The 17018-nt window shown below is 65.8% G+C and carries 19 protein-coding genes; 11 read left to right on the top strand and 8 right to left on the bottom strand.

From position 1 onward, the window contains the following. Positions 1-12: 12 nt before the first annotated feature. Positions 13-1350 (bottom strand): dihydroorotase, encoded by a 1338-nt coding sequence (locus ACODS9_RS03835; RefSeq protein WP_489093264.1) that lies wholly within the window; start codon positions 1348-1350, stop codon positions 13-15. A 2-nt stretch (positions 1351-1352) separates the two neighbouring features. After that, a complete protein-coding gene (locus ACODS9_RS03830; RefSeq protein WP_046855480.1) occupies positions 1353-1913 on the bottom strand; it encodes a gamma carbonic anhydrase family protein in 561 nt (186 codons plus the stop codon). A gap of 135 nt (positions 1914-2048) precedes the next feature. On the opposite strand from ACODS9_RS03830, the gene ACODS9_RS03825 reads away from it, so the two are divergent. The 3 genes from ACODS9_RS03825 (at position 2049) to ACODS9_RS03815 (ending at position 5381) form a co-directional block, all read left to right on the top strand. Next, positions 2049-2558, top strand: coding sequence for a GNAT family N-acetyltransferase (locus ACODS9_RS03825; RefSeq protein WP_489093263.1), 510 nt, complete (start codon positions 2049-2051; stop codon positions 2556-2558). Between the two features lie 64 nt (positions 2559-2622). After that, on the top strand, positions 2623-4251 hold the full coding sequence (locus ACODS9_RS03820; protein WP_046855478.1) for an MFS transporter: 1629 nt from the start codon (positions 2623-2625) through the stop codon (positions 4249-4251). Continuing rightward, positions 4248-5381, top strand: coding sequence for an HlyD family secretion protein (locus ACODS9_RS03815; protein ID WP_267302961.1), 1134 nt, complete (start codon positions 4248-4250; stop codon positions 5379-5381). The genes ACODS9_RS03820 and ACODS9_RS03815 overlap by 4 nt, the downstream gene beginning before the upstream one ends. A 9-nt stretch (positions 5382-5390) precedes the next feature. Here ACODS9_RS03815 and ppk2 read toward each other — a convergent pair whose 3' ends face one another. Continuing rightward, a complete protein-coding gene (gene ppk2, locus ACODS9_RS03810; protein WP_489093262.1) occupies positions 5391-6200 on the bottom strand; it encodes a polyphosphate kinase 2 in 810 nt (269 codons plus the stop codon). A gap of 241 nt (positions 6201-6441) precedes the next feature. Between ppk2 and ACODS9_RS03805 the strand changes: the two genes are divergently transcribed. From ACODS9_RS03805 to ACODS9_RS03795, 3 genes are all read left to right on the top strand, one after another. Then, positions 6442-7074, top strand: a complete 633-nt coding sequence (locus tag ACODS9_RS03805) for a hypothetical protein (RefSeq protein ID WP_489093261.1) — start codon at positions 6442-6444, stop codon at positions 7072-7074. Between the two features lie 98 nt (positions 7075-7172). After that, entirely contained in the window at positions 7173-7385 is a 213-nt protein-coding gene (locus ACODS9_RS03800) for a hypothetical protein (protein ID WP_489093260.1), read from the top strand. Positions 7386-7471: 86 nt separating this feature from the next. Further along, positions 7472-8053 (top strand): LysE family translocator, encoded by a 582-nt coding sequence (locus tag ACODS9_RS03795; protein WP_489093259.1) that lies wholly within the window; start codon positions 7472-7474, stop codon positions 8051-8053. A gap of 50 nt (positions 8054-8103) precedes the next feature. On the opposite strand, the gene ACODS9_RS03790 is transcribed toward ACODS9_RS03795, so the two are convergent. Further along, positions 8104-8880 (bottom strand): helix-turn-helix transcriptional regulator, encoded by a 777-nt coding sequence (locus ACODS9_RS03790; protein WP_401108349.1) that lies wholly within the window; start codon positions 8878-8880, stop codon positions 8104-8106. 10 nt (positions 8881-8890) lie between these two features. Beyond that, positions 8891-9433, bottom strand: a complete 543-nt coding sequence (locus ACODS9_RS03785) for a helix-turn-helix domain-containing protein (RefSeq protein WP_489093258.1) — start codon at positions 9431-9433, stop codon at positions 8891-8893. A gap of 154 nt (positions 9434-9587) precedes the next feature. On the opposite strand from ACODS9_RS03785, the gene ACODS9_RS03780 reads away from it, so the two are divergent. From ACODS9_RS03780 to ACODS9_RS03770, 3 genes are all read left to right on the top strand, one after another. After that, on the top strand, positions 9588-10370 hold the full coding sequence (locus tag ACODS9_RS03780) for an aldolase (RefSeq protein WP_110701327.1): 783 nt from the start codon (positions 9588-9590) through the stop codon (positions 10368-10370). A 33-nt stretch (positions 10371-10403) separates the two neighbouring features. Further along, the gene (locus ACODS9_RS03775) at positions 10404-11294 is read left to right on the top strand and encodes a dihydrodipicolinate synthase family protein (protein ID WP_401108345.1); all 891 of its coding nucleotides are present in this window, start codon (positions 10404-10406) and stop codon (positions 11292-11294) included. Positions 11295-11417: 123 nt separating this feature from the next. Then, positions 11418-11975 carry an RNA 2'-phosphotransferase gene (locus tag ACODS9_RS03770; protein WP_489093257.1) on the top strand — a complete coding sequence of 186 codons (558 nt, stop codon included), beginning with the start codon at positions 11418-11420 and terminating at the stop codon, positions 11973-11975. Between the two features lie 203 nt (positions 11976-12178). Here ACODS9_RS03770 and ACODS9_RS03765 read toward each other — a convergent pair whose 3' ends face one another. The 3 genes from ACODS9_RS03765 to ACODS9_RS03755 form a co-directional block, all read right to left on the bottom strand. Then, a complete protein-coding gene (locus ACODS9_RS03765) occupies positions 12179-13597 on the bottom strand; it encodes a short-chain fatty acid transporter (protein WP_094012630.1) in 1419 nt (472 codons plus the stop codon). Positions 13598-13734: 137 nt separating this feature from the next. Next, the gene (locus ACODS9_RS03760) at positions 13735-14391 is read right to left on the bottom strand and encodes a CoA transferase subunit B (protein WP_367856013.1); all 657 of its coding nucleotides are present in this window, start codon (positions 14389-14391) and stop codon (positions 13735-13737) included. A gap of 35 nt (positions 14392-14426) precedes the next feature. Continuing rightward, the gene (locus ACODS9_RS03755) at positions 14427-15125 is read right to left on the bottom strand and encodes a CoA transferase subunit A (RefSeq protein ID WP_023632552.1); all 699 of its coding nucleotides are present in this window, start codon (positions 15123-15125) and stop codon (positions 14427-14429) included. 119 nt (positions 15126-15244) lie between these two features. On the opposite strand from ACODS9_RS03755, the gene ACODS9_RS03750 reads away from it, so the two are divergent. Both ACODS9_RS03750 and ACODS9_RS03745 read left to right on the top strand, forming a co-directional pair. Next, a complete protein-coding gene (locus ACODS9_RS03750) occupies positions 15245-16150 on the top strand; it encodes a LysR family transcriptional regulator (protein WP_038706217.1) in 906 nt (301 codons plus the stop codon). Beyond that, positions 16138-16959, top strand: coding sequence for an aldo/keto reductase (locus tag ACODS9_RS03745; RefSeq protein ID WP_489093256.1), 822 nt, complete (start codon positions 16138-16140; stop codon positions 16957-16959). The genes ACODS9_RS03750 and ACODS9_RS03745 overlap by 13 nt, the downstream gene beginning before the upstream one ends. The last annotated feature ends 59 nt before the right edge of the window (positions 16960-17018 follow it).

Genomic DNA, 17018 nt, shown 5'->3' with positions numbered 1-17018 from the left:
CCCCTGGCTCAGTCAACGGTCGAACATCAAGGGCAATCCCTGGCACGGGTCGCGCACCTGGCCCTGGTGCCAGGCCAGTTGCCCCGATACCACCGTGCTACGTACCACATGGTGGAAGGCGCGCTGCTGGAACGGCGTCCAGCCGCAGCGCGCCAGGATCGGGTCGTCCGCCACGGCCCGTGGCGTTGCCAGGCGCTCGACGATGGCGAAGTCCGCCCAGTACCCCTCGCGCAGGAAACCGCGTTCGCGAATGGCGAACAGCTCGGCCACCGCGTGGCTGGTCTTGGTCACCACCTGGGCCATGCTCAGCACGCCTTCGCTGACCAGTTCCAGCGCCGCTGGGAGGGCATGCTGCACCAGCGGCAGGCCAGACGGCGCGCGGGTATACACCCGCCGCTTCTCCTCCAGGGTATGCGGCGCATGGTCGGTACCGATCACATCGATACGGTCACGGGCCAGGGCATTGCGCAGGGCGTCGCGGTCGGTGCCGGTCTTGATCGCCGGGTTGCACTTGATCAAATGGCCGAGGCTGGCGTAGTCGCTGTCGTCGAACAGCAGGTGGTGCAGGCACACCTCAGCGGTGATGCGCTTGCCGCTCACCGGGCCAGGCGTGAACAACGCCAGCTCGCGCACCGTGGTCAGGTGCAGCACATGCAGGCGCGTGCCGAAGCGCCGGGCCAGCTGCACGGCCAGGCTTGAGGAGCGGTAGCAGGCATCGGCATCACGGATCAGCGGGTGCGCGGCCGGAGGGATGAACTCGCCGTGGCGCGCCCGCCACCAAGCCTCGTTCTGCAGAATGCTCGGCGTGTGCTCGCAATGGGCCAGGACGATGGTCGGCGCATAGACGAAGAGTTTTTCCAGCACCTGCGGATCGTCCACCAGCATGTCGCCAGTGGACGCGCCCATGAACACCTTGATCCCGGCAACATCGCGCGGATCCAGGGCGGCAATGGTGTCGAGGTTGTCGCGGCTCACCCCGAAGTGAAAGCCATAGTTGGCCCGTGAGCCTACCGCCGCCCGGCGCTTCTTGTCGGCCAGCGCCTCCAGGGTCAACGTCGGCGGGTTGGTGTTGGGCATGTCCATGTAGCTGGTGATGCCCCCGGCCACCGCCGCCCGCGACTCGCTGGCGATACTGCCCTTGTGCGGCGCCCCCGGCTCGCGAAAATGCACCTGGTCATCGATCATCCCTGGCAGCAACCAGGCGCCCTTGGCATCGATTTCCAGTGCCGCCCGGGCGTTGTCGAGGCTGCCGGCAATCCGTTCTATGCGCCCATGGCGCACCAGCAGGTCGGCTTCGAATTCACTCCCCTCGTTGACCAGCCGCGCATTGCGCACCAATAGCGTGTCCATGCTCAGAACTCGTTCTGCAAGGCCTTGTAGCCCTGGACCAGGTCGATATTGGTGCGCGCCACGTCCTCAGAGAACTCCGAGGCCGACACGCTGACCGGCGGGTAGCGCTCCAGGTCGGTATGCGGGCCGATGTGCTCGGTGGGCGGCACGTAGAAGCGCGGTGGCAAGTCGCGGCCGTCGACCACCGAGTTGTGCCGCACCACGCTGCCATCACCGACCTTGCAGTTGAACAGCACGCTGTTGAAGCCGATGAACACCCGGTCGCCGACCTCGCACGGACCGTGGACGATGGAGCGGTGGGCAATCGAGCTGTACTGGCCGATGCGCACCGCCGCGCCGGATTTGGAATGGATCACCACGCCATCCTGGATATTGGAATTGGCGCCGATGACGATTGGCTGCATGTCGCCGCTGGCGTCCACCTCGTCGGCGCGGATTACCGCATAAGGGCCGACGAACACGTTGTCGTGGATGATCACCTTGCCGCAGATGATGGCGGTGTGGTCGATATAGGCCGATTCGGCGATTTGCGGAAGATGGCCGGAGGGGTTTCTGCGGATCACGGTGAGGGTCCTGCCTGGGAGGAAGAATGCAAATGTTACGTTATAACAATTACATTGCAACACCTTCCCGCGTCGATCTGGCAAACTGCACGTTACTGCGCGTCAACGCCCGTGCCTGAAGGTCTTGAGTCCCCCATGCCTGTCCGCCCTACTCTCACCGATGATGTTCCAGCGCTTCCGGCCTTGGAACGCTCCGCCGCCCAGGCATTCCGGCAGTTGCCGCACCTCGCCTGGCTGGCCGACAGCGACGTGATGAATGAAGCCGAACACCTGGCATTCGTGAGCGAAGGTTGCAGCTGGGTCGCCGTGGATGACCAGGACCAGGCACTGGGTTTTCTCTGCGCCAGCGTTGCCGACGACGCCTTGCATATCCATGAGCTGTCCGTGCGGCAAGAGGCCCAGGGCCGCGGCTTGGGCCGGCGCCTGCTGGACCAGGCACGGGATGCCGCTCGCCTCAAGGGCCTGGCCTGGCTGACCCTGACCACCTTCGACGATGTCCCCTGGAATGCCCCGTTCTACGCGCGCTACGGCTTCGAGCCCATCCCTGCGGCACGCTTGGACGCCCGCCTGCGCGCAATTCTCGCCAGCGAGCTGGCCCATGGCCTGGACCAGCGTTGCGCCATGCGCCTGCCGATCGACGCCTGAGCCCTGTTTTCATCCCGCCGGCCATTCACGTAGAGTCTGAACACCCGCGGTAACGGACAACCCGATGGACAAGTACGCCCCCCGCCAGTGGCTGCCACACGAAAAGCCCAGTCTGCCCGGTTCGCCCTCGACGCCGCTGCACGCCCCGGCCAAGCGCCTGGCCTTCGGCGTGGTCGGTCTGCTGGTGGCCATCACCGGCGGCTTGGGCAACGCCCTGGTGGTGGCCAACCTGCCATTTCTGCAGGGTGCCCTTGGTGCCACCAGCGCGGAGATGGCCTGGCTGCCGGCGGCCTACGTGATGACCAACGTGTCGATGAACCTGTTGCTGGTGAAGTTTCGCCAGGAGTTCGGCCTGCGCGCCTTCACCGAAGTGTTCCTGGTGCTCTACGCGCTGGTCACCCTCGCCCACCTGTTCGTCAACGACCTCAACTCGGCCATCGCCGTGCGTGCCGCCCATGGCATGGTCGGTGCCGCGCTGAGTTCGCTGGGGCTTTACTACATGATCCAAGCCTTCCCCGCGCAGTGGCGGCTCAAGGCGATGGTCCTCGGGCTGGGCGCCTCGCAGTTGGCCGTACCCTTGGCCCGGGTGTTTTCCGAAGACCTGCTGCAGATCGCCGAGTGGCGCGGGCTGTACCTGTTCGAGCTGGGCCTGGCCCTGGCGGCGCTGGGCTGCGTACTGTTGCTCAAGCTGCCCCCGGGCGACCGCTTCAAGACCTTCGAGCCGCTGGATTTTCTCACCTTCACCCTGATGGCCAGCGGCACCGCCCTGCTCTGCGCGGCGCTGTCGCTGGGGCGTATCGACTGGTGGCTGGACGCGCCGTGGATCGGCGTCGCCCTGGCCGGCGCCATTGCCCTGATCCTCTCGGGCCTGGCCATCGAGCACAACCGCAGCAACCCGTTGCTGATGACCCGCTGGCTGGGCAGCGGCGCGATCATTCGCCTGGCACTGTGCGTGATCCTGATCCGCATGGTGATTTCCGAGCAATCCACCGGCGCGGTGGGCTTCCTCCAGGCGCTGAACATGGGCAACGAGCAGATGCGCGCGCTGTACGCGGTGATGCTGCTGGGCGCGATCACCGGCCTTGCCACCAGCGCGCTGACCATCAACCCCACACACCTGGTACTGCCGCTGTTCATCTCCCTGGCCGCGATGGCCACCGGCGCGTTCATGGACAGCGGCTCCACCAACCTGACCCGCCCGGCACAGATGTACCTCAGCCAGTTCTTGCTGGCCTTCGGCAGCACCTTCTTCGTCGGCCCGTCGATGGCGCTGGGCATCAGCCATGTGCGCGCCAATCCGCGCAACCTGGTGAGCTTCTCGGTGCTGTTCGGGATCTGCAACAACCTCGGCGGGCTGATTGGCTCGGCGCTGCTGGGCACCTTCCAGACGGTGCGGGAGAAATTCCACTCAAGCCAGCTGATGGACCGCCTGAGTGCCCTGGAACCCCTGGTCAGCGCCCGGGTCCAGGGGGGTGGCGCCGGTTATGCCGGGGTGCTGGCCGACCCTGCGCTGCGCAACGAAGCCGGCATGCGCCTGCTGGCCAACGCCGCGACCCGCGAGGCCAATGTGCTGGCCTACAACGATGTGTTCATGCTGATCGGCGCCATCGCTATCCTGACCATGATCTGGATCTTCATCCGCAGCCTGTACCTGCGCTATACCCACTCCACCAGCGGTGCCTCCAACCGATGACCCAGGAAACGCCAACGACCACCACCACCGCCATCGCCGAAACCCCGGAAGGCAGCGCGCCCCCGAGCGAGCCGACCAGCCCGGCGCGTACCCGGCGGGTACGCCTGCTGTCATCGCTGAGCTTCGCCGCCGTGGCCCTGGCCGGCATCCTGCTGGTGCTCTACGCCTGGCGCCTGCCGCCATTCAGCAGCGCCATCGAAAGCACCGAGAACGCGCTGGTGCGCGGCCAGGTGACGATCATCGGCCCTCAGTTGGGCGGCTACATCGTCGAGGTGCCGGTGCACGACTTCCAGTTCGTCAAACAGGGCGACCTGCTGGTGCGCCTGGACGACCGCATCTACACCCAGCGCCTGGCCCAGGCCGTTGCCCAGCTCAAGCAGCAACAGGCGGCGCTGGCCAACAACCTGCAGCAGCGTAACAGCGCCGAGGCCACCATTGCCCAGCGCCAGGCCGCGATCGCCGACGCCGCCGCCCAGGCCGACAAGGCCCGCGCCGACCTGCAACGCAACCAGGCGCTGGTAAGCGACGGCTCGGTATCACGCCGTGAACTGGACCTGAGCCGCGCCAGCCAGGCCGCCGCCGTCGCCAGCCTGGCCCAGGCCAGGGCCGCACTGGAAATCGCCCGCCAGGACCGCGAAACGGTGGTCGTCAATCGCGCTGCGCTTGAGGCTTCGGTGGAAAACGCCAAGGCTGCCGTGGAGCTGGCCCGCATCGACCTGGACAACACCCGGGTCAAGGCGCCACGTGACGGCCAGCTGGGGCAGATCGGCACCCGCCTGGGCGCCTACGTCAACCCCGGTGCGCAGTTGATGGCATTGGTGCCGGACACCCTGTGGGTGATCGCCAACCTGAAGGAGACGCAGATGGCCAACGTGCGCATCGGCCAGCCGGCGACCTTCACCGTCGATGCGCTCGATCATCTGAAACTGCGTGGTCACGTGCAGCAGATCTCGCCAGCCACTGGCTCCGAGTTCGCCTTGTTGCAGGCCGACAACGCCACCGGCAACTTCGTCAAGATTGCCCAGCGCATCCCGGTGCGGATCACCGTCGATGGCGACCAGCCCGAGGCCAGGCACCTGCGGCCGGGGATGTCGGTGGTGGTGAGCATCGATACCCGGGAAGCACAGTAAGCGGCGAATTCAGAAGCGCTGCGCCACCATCTTGAACGGATAGGGCTGCGCCTTGTACTTGCCGACCTTGCCGCGCTTGGGCAGCGACACCTTGTGCTCCTGGCTGAGGTCCTTGTAAGGGATCTGCTGCAGCAGGTGGCTGATGATGTTCAGCCGCGCCTTGCGCTTGTCCTCCGAGCGCGCCATGTACCAGGGCGCCCAGGACGAATCGGAGGCGGCGAACATGTCGTCGCGGGCGCGGGTGTAGTCGTCCCAGCGGTTGTAGGACTTGACGTCCATCGGCGACAGCTTCCACAGCTTGCGCCCGTCGCTGATGCGGTCCTGCAGCCGGCGGGTCTGTTCCTCGGCACTGACCTCGAGCCAGTACTTGATGAGGATGATCCCCGACTCGACCATCATCCGCTCGAACATCGGCACCACGGTGAGGAACTTGTGGGCCTGCTCGTCGCTGCAGAAGCCCATCACCCGCTCCACGCCGGCGCGGTTGTACCAGCTGCGATCGAAGATCACCACCTCGCCGGCCGCCGGCAGGTGGGTCAGGTAGCGCTGGGCGTACATCTGGGTCTTCTCGCGCTCGGTGGGCGCCGGCAGCGCCACCACGCGGAACACCCGCGGGCTGACGCGCTCGGTGATGGCCTTGATGGTGCCGCCCTTGCCCGCGCCGTCGCGGCCTTCGAAGACGATGCACACCTTCAGGCCCTTCTCCACCACCCACTGCTGGAGCTTGACCAGCTCCACATGCAGGCGCTTGAGTTCCGCCTCGTAGGTCTTGCGTCCAAGCTTCTCGTCGACTTCACCCTTGCGCTTGCCCTTGGCCATCGCCTGCTCCTCTCTGCCCGCTTCAGGTCGCCCCGACGGCGCCGGGGCGGAACCAGCAGAGTATGGCTGAACACCCACCGTTTGCCGGTTGGCCGCCAGTCGGTGCCACAGGCAGGCTTTGCCAAACAGCGCACAGCACGGGCGATATGTCGTCGTGCCACGATTGCGGCCGCTCTGGCGCGCGGGTTCTAATCCGGGCCTGCGCTCCACCCAGCAATTGGCAATACAAGGAAGCCTTACAATGGACAGGAAGATCATACCGCTGGCGTTGCTGGCGACCCTGGTCGGCTGCTCGGACAACCAGCAGCCCCGTGAAGCCGACCTGCGCCAGGCTGCCCAAGCCTACCTCGACAGCCAGTACCCGCACTGTTTCGTGATCAGCGCCTTCCCCACCCGCACCCGGGATTTCGATGTCGAAGGGACCAACCAGGCACTGCACGTCCTGGCCCAGGTCGGCGTGGTCAGCGAACGGGAGGTTGCCCGTACCGAAGTCCCTGAGCGCCTGTGGCAGCCGGCACGCACCGACATCTACTACGCCTACGACCTCACCGACGAGGGCCGCCGTTACTACAAGGCCGATGCAAGGCGCAAGGCAAACGGCGCCAGCACCGGTGGGCTGTGCTTCGGCAAGGCCGAGGTCACCACCATCAACAGCGTCGGCAAGCCTACCGAACATGATGGGCGCAAGCAGTCGCAGGTGAGCTACAGCTACCAGGTGAACGAACTGCCAGCCTGGGCCAGCGACGCGGCGGTCCAGGCCGGCATCGCAGGCCTCGGCCAGGCAGCCGCCAGTGCCGCCAAGCCGCTGGAGGAAACCCGCGCCATGGTGCTCACGGACCACGGATGGGTGCACGAGCAACTGCTGGCCAACTGATCAGGGTGTTAATCCTGGGAAAATCCGCGCAGGCCATCCTTGCCTCAACCCGGCCGCCTGGCGGCCGTTTTTCAGGTCAATCGATGGAGATCCCAGTGATGAAAACCCTAACCTGTGCACTCGCCCTGCTGGCAACGATCTCGGCCACCTCGGCCTTTGCCGAAGGCGGCGCCGACCGCCTCAAGGAACGCAGCGACCAATGGGCGCTGCAACGCCAGCAGGCCGAGCAGATCGCCAAGGGTGACGCCCAGTCACCCGCCCAGCAGCAAGCCCGGCAGACCCAGGACAGCGCCAGCACACCCTCCAGCTGATAGGCCCCTTGGGCATTTTTGTTCAATACCCGCGCCGCGGCCTCGGGCAGGATAGCCGCACTATCCTCGCCACAAGGAAACGCCCGATGAGCCTGACACTGTCCATGGCGGCCTTCGCCCTGGCCGCCTCCATCTCCCCCGGCCCGGTCAACATCGTCGCCCTCGGCAGCGGCGCGCGCCATGGCCTGCGGGCCAGCATCGGGCATGCGGCCGGCGCCACCCTGGGCTTCTGCCTGCTGCTGGTGCTGGTGGGGCTGGGCGTGCATGAGCTGCTGCTGCGCTGGCCGTTGCTGGGGCAGCTGTTGCATTGGGGCGGGGTGATGTTCCTGCTGTACATGGCATGGAAGCTGGCCAGCGACGACGGCGCGCTGGGCGCCGAGGATGGCAAGCGGGCGCCAAGCGCCTGGCACGGCGCGGCCATGCAGTGGCTGAGCCCCAAGGCCTGGCTGGCGGCCGTGGCCGGCATCGGCGCCTATACCGGCGGCGAGCAGCAACTGCTGTGGCTGTTCACCTGGATCTACGGGCCGATCTGTTTCGTCTCCGTGGCCAGTTGGGCCTGGGCCGGCAGCGTGATCCGCCAGTACCTGGCCGAGCCTTGGCGGATGCGTCTGCTCAATCGGGTGCTGGCGGGGTTGCTGGTGGCGAGCGCGGTGTACCTGATGGTATGAGGTTGACGGTTCGTGCCCTATCGCGGGACAAGCTCGTTCCCACGTGCTTTTCAGGCATTGCGATAGTGCCCCGGCGTGGTCGCCAGGTGCCGCTTGAAAGCCCGCTGCAGATGCGCCTGGTCGGCAAAGCCGGCTTCCAGCGCCACCTCGGCGATGGCCCTGCCTGCGCGCAACTGCGCCCGGGCATGCTGCACCCGCTGGTCGAGCAGGTAGGCGTGCGGCGATAGCCCGAAGCGCTTGCCGAATGCCCGGGTCAGGTAGGCCCGTGACAAGCCTGCCGCAGCGCAGATGTCCTCCAGGGTCAGCGGATCCAGACGGTGGGTGCGAATGAACGCGGCGGCCATCTCCAGGCGTGGATGCGACTGTGGGTGACGCGCCGCGCCGCCCTCGAGATAACCTGGCAGCTCTGCGAAGAACGTCGCCAGCCGCTCGGCCTTGTCCAGCGCCTCGCTGTCGAGCAGCCCGGCGAACAGGTCGAGCAACCGCCCGTACAGCGCGGTCGACGTGCTCAATGTCGCGGCCGGCAGTTCGAACCCTCGGGCCTGCAACCACGGCAAATCAACGAACAGCATCAGGTAGGACCAAGGCTCGCCCTGGATGGGGTTGCAGGTGTGCACCACCCCTGGGTTCATGAGCACCGTGGTCCCCACGGCCACCTCATGCCGTGCATCACCGGTCAGGTAAGTGCTGCGCCCGCCGGTGATCACGCCGATGGAAAAGCTCGCGTGGGAATGCGCGGTGTAGCACACCTGGCGACCATCCCCGACCAGACGGGCCTCGACGAAGGGCAATGCCGGATCACGCCAGAACCGCGAGACCTCGATCATCGCCCCACCCTCACCCTTCGCCGCCCTGCACCACCACCAGCAACTGCGCCTGGCGCTCGCCGACCGAACGCAGGCGGTGCGGGGTCTGGGCGTTGAAATGCAAGGCGTCGCCGGCCTCCAGTAGCACCCGCTCGCTCATGAAGTCCACCTCCACCTGCCCCTCGTGGACGAACAGGAACTCCTCGCCCTCGTGTTCCTTGAAGGTCGGGTCACTGAACTCGGTCGGCGGCTGGATCAGAAACGGCAACAGGCTGCGCTGGCCAACTTGCGAAGTCAGCACCGCATACCCTGGTCCCTCGTCACCACCCACCAGCGCCTGGCGCTCGCCGCGGCGCACCAGGCTGTAGCGCGCCTGGCCGTCATGCTCGCCGTCGAACAGCTCTTCGACATTGACGTTCAACGCCCGCGCCAGCTTCAGCGCCGCGGCGATCGACGGCGTGTTGAGGCCACGCTCGACCTTGGACAGGTAGCTCTTGGTCATGCCGGACTTCTCGGCCAGCTGCTCAAGGGTGATCCCCAGTTTCTTTCTCAGCAGTTTCAGTCGGATAGACATGTGAAGCGGGTTTCCCGAACAAACGCACTTGCGTATGACACTTTGTGTCATATAGGATTATTTGTGTCATCTGATGGTTCGCCCCCTCACCGTCCAAAGCTCGGGGGCGAGCCAGCCCTGACATCCGTCATCACGCCACAGAGGAAAGATCCCCATGGCCAATACCCTTACCCTCAGCAAAGACCAGCTGGTGCAAAAGGCACTGACACAGATGCAAGGCTCGCTTGCCGATAATACGTGGACTGTGCGCGAAAAGCTGGCCCTGACCTGCCGAATTCTCTTCGATAACGGCCACGACTCGGGCCTGGCCGGGCAGATCAGCGCCCGTGGCGCGCAACCGGGCACCTTCTACACTCAACAGTTGGGCCTGGGTTTCGACGAAATCACCGCTGGCAACCTGCTGCTGGTCAACGAAGACCTCGAAGTGCTGGAGGGCGAAGGCATGCCCAACCCGGCCAACCGCTTTCACAGCTGGGTGTACCGCGCCCGCCCCGACGTCAACTGCATCATCCACACCCACCCTACCCACGTCGCCGCGCTGTCGATGCTGGAAGTGCCGCTGCAGGTCTCGCACATGGACCTCTGCCCGCTCTACGAAGACTGCGCATTCCTCGAAGCCTGGCCGGGCGTGCCGGTGGGTAACGAGGAAGGCGAGATCATCAGCGCCGCCCTGGGCGACAAGCGCGCCATCCTGCTCTCGCACCACGGCCAGCTGTCCACCGGCACCAGCATCGAGCAGGCCTGCGTCTACGCCCAGCTGATCGAGCGCGCCGCGCGCCTGCAACTGCTGGCGATGGCCGCCGGCACCATCAAGCCAATTGCCCCGGAGCTCGGCCGCGACGCCCACGACTGGATCGACCGGCCCAAGCGCCACGGCGCCGCCTTCAACTATTACGCCCGGCAGGCCCTGCGCAGCCACGCCGATTGCCTGAACTGATCCCTTTACGCCTTGCTTGCGGAGCCTTGCACAATGACTAATCAATTCCACGGCATCATCGGCTACACCATCACCCCGTTCAGCGCCGACGGCGAACAGCTCGACCTGCCCGCGCTGGGCCAGTCCATCGACCGCCTGATCGCAGGCGGCGCCCACGCCATCGCCCCGCTGGGCAGCACCGGCGAAGGCGCTTATCTGAGCGACAGCGAATGGCAGCAGGTCGCCCAGTACAGCCTGGAGCGCATCGCCAAGCGCGTGCCGAGCATCGTCAGCGTCTCCGACCTGACCACCGCCGGCGCCGTGCGTCGCGCCCGCTTTGCCCAGCAGCACGGCGCCGACGCGGTAATGGTACTGCCGGCCGCGTACTGGAAGCTCAGCGAAGCCGAGATCCTCCAGCACTACCGCGCCATCGGCGCGGCCATCGACATCCCGATCATGCTCTACAACAACCCGGCCACCAGCGGCACCGACATGCCGGTGGAACTGATCCTGCGCATCGTGCGCGAGGTGGACAACGTGACCATGGTCAAGGAGAGCACCGGCGACATCCAGCGCATGCACAAACTGCAACTGCTCGGCGAGGGCCAGGTGCCGTTCTACAACGGCTGCAACCCGCTGGCGCTGGAAGCCTTCGTTGCCGGTGCCACGGGCTGGTGCACGGCGGCGGCCAACCTGATTCCCGAACTGAACCTGCGGCTGTACCAGGCGGTGCAGAGCGGTGAGCTGGAACAGGCCAAGGTGCTGTTCTACCGCCAGCTGCCGTTGCTCGACTTCATTCTCAAGGGCGGCTTGCCGGCGACCATCAAGGCTGGCCTTGAGATGACCGGGTTGCCGGTAGGCGAGCCACGGCGGCCGGTGTACGGGCTGGATGCCGAGGGCCGCGACAAACTGGAGACGCTGCTCGACGCTTTGCGTCAGGGTTGATGTAACAAACGCACCTGTGGGAGTTCGCTTCCACAGGTCATTGCACACACTTGAGAAGCCCACCCCAAACCCGGAGAATGCCCCGACCCAAACGACCAGAAGCCATGGAAAAGGACCTTTCCAGTGAACCAGAAACAACGCGACACCCTCAGCAAGTTCCTCAGCTACGTACTGCGCCACGCCCCCGAATCCATCGACCTGTCCCTCGACCGCGACGGCTGGGCCGATGTCGATGCGCTGATCCACGGCGCCGGCTGGCAAGGTCATGTCTTCGACCTGCACGCCCTGCGTGAAGTGGTCGAGACCAACGACAAGCGCCGTTTCACCCTCTCCGACGATGGCCGCCGCATCCGCGCCGCCCAAGGCCACAGCAGCAACCAGGTCGAAGTGCGACACGTCGCCAAGGCGCCACCCGCCCTGCTCTATCACGGCACCGCCAGCCGCTTCCTGGGCTCCATCGAAGCACGGGGCTTGATCCCGGGCAGCCGTCACCATGTGCACCTGAGCGAGGATCCACAGACTGCCTTGGCGGTGGGCAAGCGCTATGGTCAGCCTGTGCTGCTCACGGTCGATACCCAGGCCATGTGCGCAGCGGGAGCAGTGTTCTATCAAGCGGACAACGGTGTCTGGCTGGTAGACCAGGTGCCGCCGGTATATCTGTCACGCCAGGCAGAAGAATAAGCCGACAGGAGCGGCCTTGTGCCGCACCTGCAGGCGGACGCGGAAATCCGTGGGCTAATGCACCATCCCTTGCTCCGCATCATCCATCCGTTGCCACTCGCCGCACACGGGGCTGCACAAGCGCCGATCCATAGCGCTTGCAGCCGTCCACTGTCCGCCCATCAGACATCCTCCCAGGCAGGCGCCTGAGAGGGCCTGCCTGATCAGGGCATTACAGGCGGGACATATTGCAACGTGGTGCCCAGCGCCCACAGCAACACCAGCACCAGCGGCACATGCACCAGCAACTGCACGAACGAGAAGCCGATCAGGTCACGCGCCTTGAGCCCCAACACCCCCAGCAGCGGCAGCATGTAGAACGGGTTGATCAGGTTCGGCAGCGCCTCGGCGGCGTTGTAGATCTGCACCGCCCAGCCCAGGTGGTATTGCAGGTCGTTGGCCACCAGCATCACGTACGGCGCCTCGATGATCCACTTGCCACCGCCGGACGGAATGAAGAAGCCGAGCACCGCCGAGTACACGCCCATCAGCAAGGCGTAGGTGTCATGGGTGGCGATCTGGGTAAAGAACAGCGAGATGTGGTGGGCCAGGGTCTGGGCGTCCGCGCCCTTGACCTGGGTGAGGATGGCGGCGATCGAGCCGTACAGCGGGAACTGGATCAGCACCCCGGTGGTGGTCGGCACGGCCCGGGCCACGGCATCGAGGAAGCTGCGCGGGCGCCAGTGCAGCAAGGCACCGAGCATGATGAACAACAGGTTGTAGGTGTTCAGCCCGGAAATCGCGGTGATCGCCGGCTTGGTGGCGAACTCCTGGTACAGCCAGCCTGCGGCCAGGGCCACCAGCAGCAGGATCAGGATCGGGCTGTATTCCAGCCACTCACCCGGGCGCGTGCGCTGGGGCGAAGGTGGTGCGCTGAAGCTCGGGTCCACTCCACAGTCCTGCGCGCTGCGGGCGCTGTTCGGGCCAGGCGCGGTGGCATAGGCGACGATCAGCGAGACGATCACCAGCGCGGCGAGCATCACCCCGGACTGCCAGAGGAAGATGGTCTCGGTGAACGGGATCACCCCGGTGATCGACAGGATCGACGGCGGCAGGCTGGCCGGGTTGGCCTGCAACTGCGCGGCCGACGACGACAGGCCCAGCGCCCACACCGCGCCCAGGCCCAGGTAGGCGGCGGCGCCGGCGGCGCGGTAGTCCATCTTCAGGTCGGTGCGGCGCGCCAGGGCGCGCACCAGCAGGCCGCCGAACACCAGCGACAGGCCCCAGTTGAGCAAGGAGGCGAGCATCGAGATCAGCGCCACCCAGCACACCGCCGAGCGGCCGTTCTTCGGCAGGCGCGCCAGGCGGTCGATCAGCCGGGCGGCGGGTGGCGAGCTGGCCACCACATAGCCGCCGATGACCACGAAGGCCATCTGCATGGTGAACGGGATCAGGCTCCAGAAGCCGTCACCGAAGGCCTTGGCGGTGTCGGTGGGCTTGCCGCCCATGGCCAGGGCGCCGAGGGCCACCAGCATCACGGCCAGGGCGGCGAACACCCAGGAATCGGGGAACCAGCGTTCGGCCCAGTTGGAGCAGCGCAGGGCAAAGCGGGCGGAGCGGCTGTCTTGGATATCAGCGGCCACGATGTTTTCCTTTTTTCTGATTTTTATAGGACTGAAACGGCGTCACCCCATCGCGGGGCAAGCCCGCTCCCACGAGGGATGCGTGGTCCTTCGTGGGAGCGGGCTGCCCCGCGATGGGGCGCTTGCAACGGTGCTGCTTAGAAGGTCATTTCCTTGACATCGTCCGGCACGATCAGCTTGCCGGCAGTCTTCGCGACGATTTCCTCGACACTCACGCCCGGCGCGGTCTCGCGCAGGATGAAGGCGCCGTTTTCGATCTCCAGGTAGGCCAGGTCGGTCAGCACCTTGCGGATGCAGCCGGCACCGGTCAGCGGCAGGCTGCACTTGGGCAGCAGCTTGGACTCGCCGTCCTTGGAGGCATGGGTCATGGTGACGATGATGTTGTCGGCACCGGCCACCAGGTCCATGGCGCCGCCCATGCCCTTGACCAGCTTGCCGGGGATCATCCACGAGGCGATGTTGCCCTGCACGTCCACCTCGAAGGCACCAAGCACGGTGAGGTCGACATGGCCGCCGCGGATCATGGCGAAGGACTGCGCCGAATCGAAGATCGAGGCGCCACGGCGGGCGGTGACGGTCTGCTTGCCGGCGTTGATCATGTCGGCGTCGATGGTGGCTTCGGTGGGGAACTCGCCCATGCCCAGCAGGCCGTTCTCCGACTGCAGCATCACTTCCATGCCGTCGGGCACGTAGTTGGCCACCAGGGTGGGGATGCCAATGCCGAGGTTGACGTAGTAGCCGTCCTTGAGTTCACGGGCGACGCGTTGCGCCATTTGTTCGCGGGTCAATGCCATGGTCAGGATCTCTTTGTTGTTCTTGAGGGCGGCGCTCAGGCCTTGACGGTGCGCTTTTCAATGCGCTTCTCGAAGGTGCCGACGATGACCCGGTCGACATAGATGCCCGGGGTGTGGATCTCGCTGGGCAGCAGCACGCCGGGCTCGACGATCTCTTCGACCTCGACCACGGTGATCTTGCCGGCGGTGGCGGCCAGCGGGTTGAAGTTCTGCGCGGTGTTGCGGTACACCACGTTGCCGTAGTGGTCGGCCTTCCAGCCTTTGACGATGGCGAAGTCGCCGGTGATGGACTCTTCGAGGATGTACTTGCGGCCGTTGAACTCGCGTACTTCCTTGCCTTCGGCGACCGGGGTGCCGTAGCCGGTGGCGGTGAAGAAGGCCGGGATGCCGGCGCCACCGGCGCGCATCTTCTCGGCCAGGGTGCCTTGCGGGGTGAGCTCCACTTCCAGTTCGCCGCTGAGCAGCTGGCGTTCGAACTCGGCGTTCTCGCCGACGTAGGAGGCGATCATCTTGCGGATCTGCCGGTCCTCGAGCAGCACGCCCAGGCCGAAGCCATCGACGCCGCAGTTGTTGGAGACCACGGTCAGGCCCTTGACGCCACGGCGCTTGATTTCAGCGATGAGGTTCTCGGGGATGCCGCACAGGCCAAAGCCGCCGGCCAGCACGGTCATGTCGTCGGTCAGGCCCGCCAGGGCCTCTTCGTAAGTTGCTACACGCTTGTCCAGTCCGGCCATGCTCAGTCGCCTTTTGTAGTTGTTGGAACCGTACGGTCATCTTCACTGTAGTCGACTGATTTGTTAATTTTGTTTTCGTCATCGATTGATAACTTTTCCAAAACAAAGGGTCAGCCCCCATGAACGTCAAGCAGCTGCGGGCCTTCGTCACCGTGGCCAAGTACCAGAGCTTCGCCCAGGCAGGTGAGCACCTGCACGTGTCGCAACCGGCCCTGAGCCTGACCATCAAGGCCCTGGAGGACAACCTCGGCGGCGCCCTGCTCACCCGCACCACCCGCAGCGTCAGCCTGACCCCCGAGGGCGAGGTGCTGCTGCCCCTGGCCAGGCGCCTGCTCGCCGACTGGGACGATACCGAGGAAATGCTGCGCCAGCGCTTCACCCTGCAACTGGGGCGGGTGTCGGTGGCGGCAATGCCGGCCTTCGCCGGCAACCTGCTGCCACGGTCGCTGAAGGTGTTTCGCCAGCGCTACCCCAAGGTCAATGTCACCGTGCACGACGTGATCAACGAGCAGGTGCTGGAACTGGTGCGCCATCGCCGCGTCGAACTGGGCATCGGCTTCGAGCCGGAAAGCAGCGAGGCGCTGCGCTTCCACCCGCTGTACATGGACCGCTTCGTCGCCGTGGTGCCGGCCGACTCGCCCCTTGCCCAACAGCCCCAGGTGCGTTGGCAGGAGCTGCTGGCCGAGGACTTCATCGCCCTGCAGCGGCCATCGGCGGTGCGCCTGCTGCTCGAACAGCACCTGGCCGCCAACCATGGCAAGCTGGCGGTGGCCTTCGAGAGCCATCAGCTGTCGACCATCGGCCGCATGGTCGCCAGTGGCCTGGGAGTCAGTGCGGTGCCGGCGTTGTGCATCGAGCAGATGCAGGAACTCGGCGCCCGTTGCGTGCCGCTGGTCGATCCCACCGTGGAGCGGCGCATCGGTGTGATCGCCCTGGGTGATCACAAGCTGTCCAAGGCCGCCGAGGCACTGCTCGATGTACTGCTGACCCATACCCACCCACAGGAGGTGACATGCGTTACGTGAATCTGGCGGGCTCCCGCGTTCCGGCCATCGGCCAGGGCACCTGGTACATGGGCGAAGACCCGGACCGCAGGGCCGCCGAGGTGGCGGCGCTGCAACAAGGCATCGACCTGGGCCTTGGCCTGATCGACACCGCTGAAATGTACGCCGAGGGCGGCGCCGAACAGGTGGTCGGCAAGGCCATCGCCGGGCGTCGCGACCAGGTGTTCCTGGTCAGCAAGGTCTATCCGCACAATGCCAGCCGACGTGGGGTGCCGGCCGCCTGCGAGCGCAGCCTCCAGCGCCTGGGCACCGACTGCATCGACCTGTACCTGCTGCACTGGCGCGGTCAGTACCCGCTGGACGAGACGGTGGAAGCCTTCGAGCGGCTGATCGAGCAGGGCAAGATTCGCCGCTGGGGCGTGTCCAATTTCGACCTCGACGACTTGCGCGAACTGGATAACAGCGCCTGCGCCACCAATCAGGTACTGTACAACCCGGCCGAACGTGGTATCGAGTTCGACCTGCTGCCATGGAGCCGCGAGCAGGGTTTGCCGACCATGGCCTACTGCCCGTTGGCCCAGGCCGGGCGCTTGCTGCGTCACCCGGTGATGGCGCAGATCGCCGAGCGCCATGGCGCCACGCCGGCCCAGGTGAGCCTGGCCTGGGTCACGCGCAATGATGGAGTGATCGCGATTCCCAAGGCGGTGGATCCGCAGCATGTGCGCTTGAATGCGGCGGCGGCCGACCTGGTGCTTGCCGAAGAGGACCTGCAAGCCATCGAGCAGGCGTTCCCGGCTCCGACTCGCAAACAGCGACTGGCGATGGTCTGAGGCTTAGGGTCTGTACGAAATGTGTCTGCGCGAAGGCCAGACAAGGCGAAACGGGGGGA

Source organism: Pseudomonas sp. FG36 (assembly GCF_057809275.1).
This window is presented reverse-complemented; position numbering and strand designations above follow the sequence as displayed.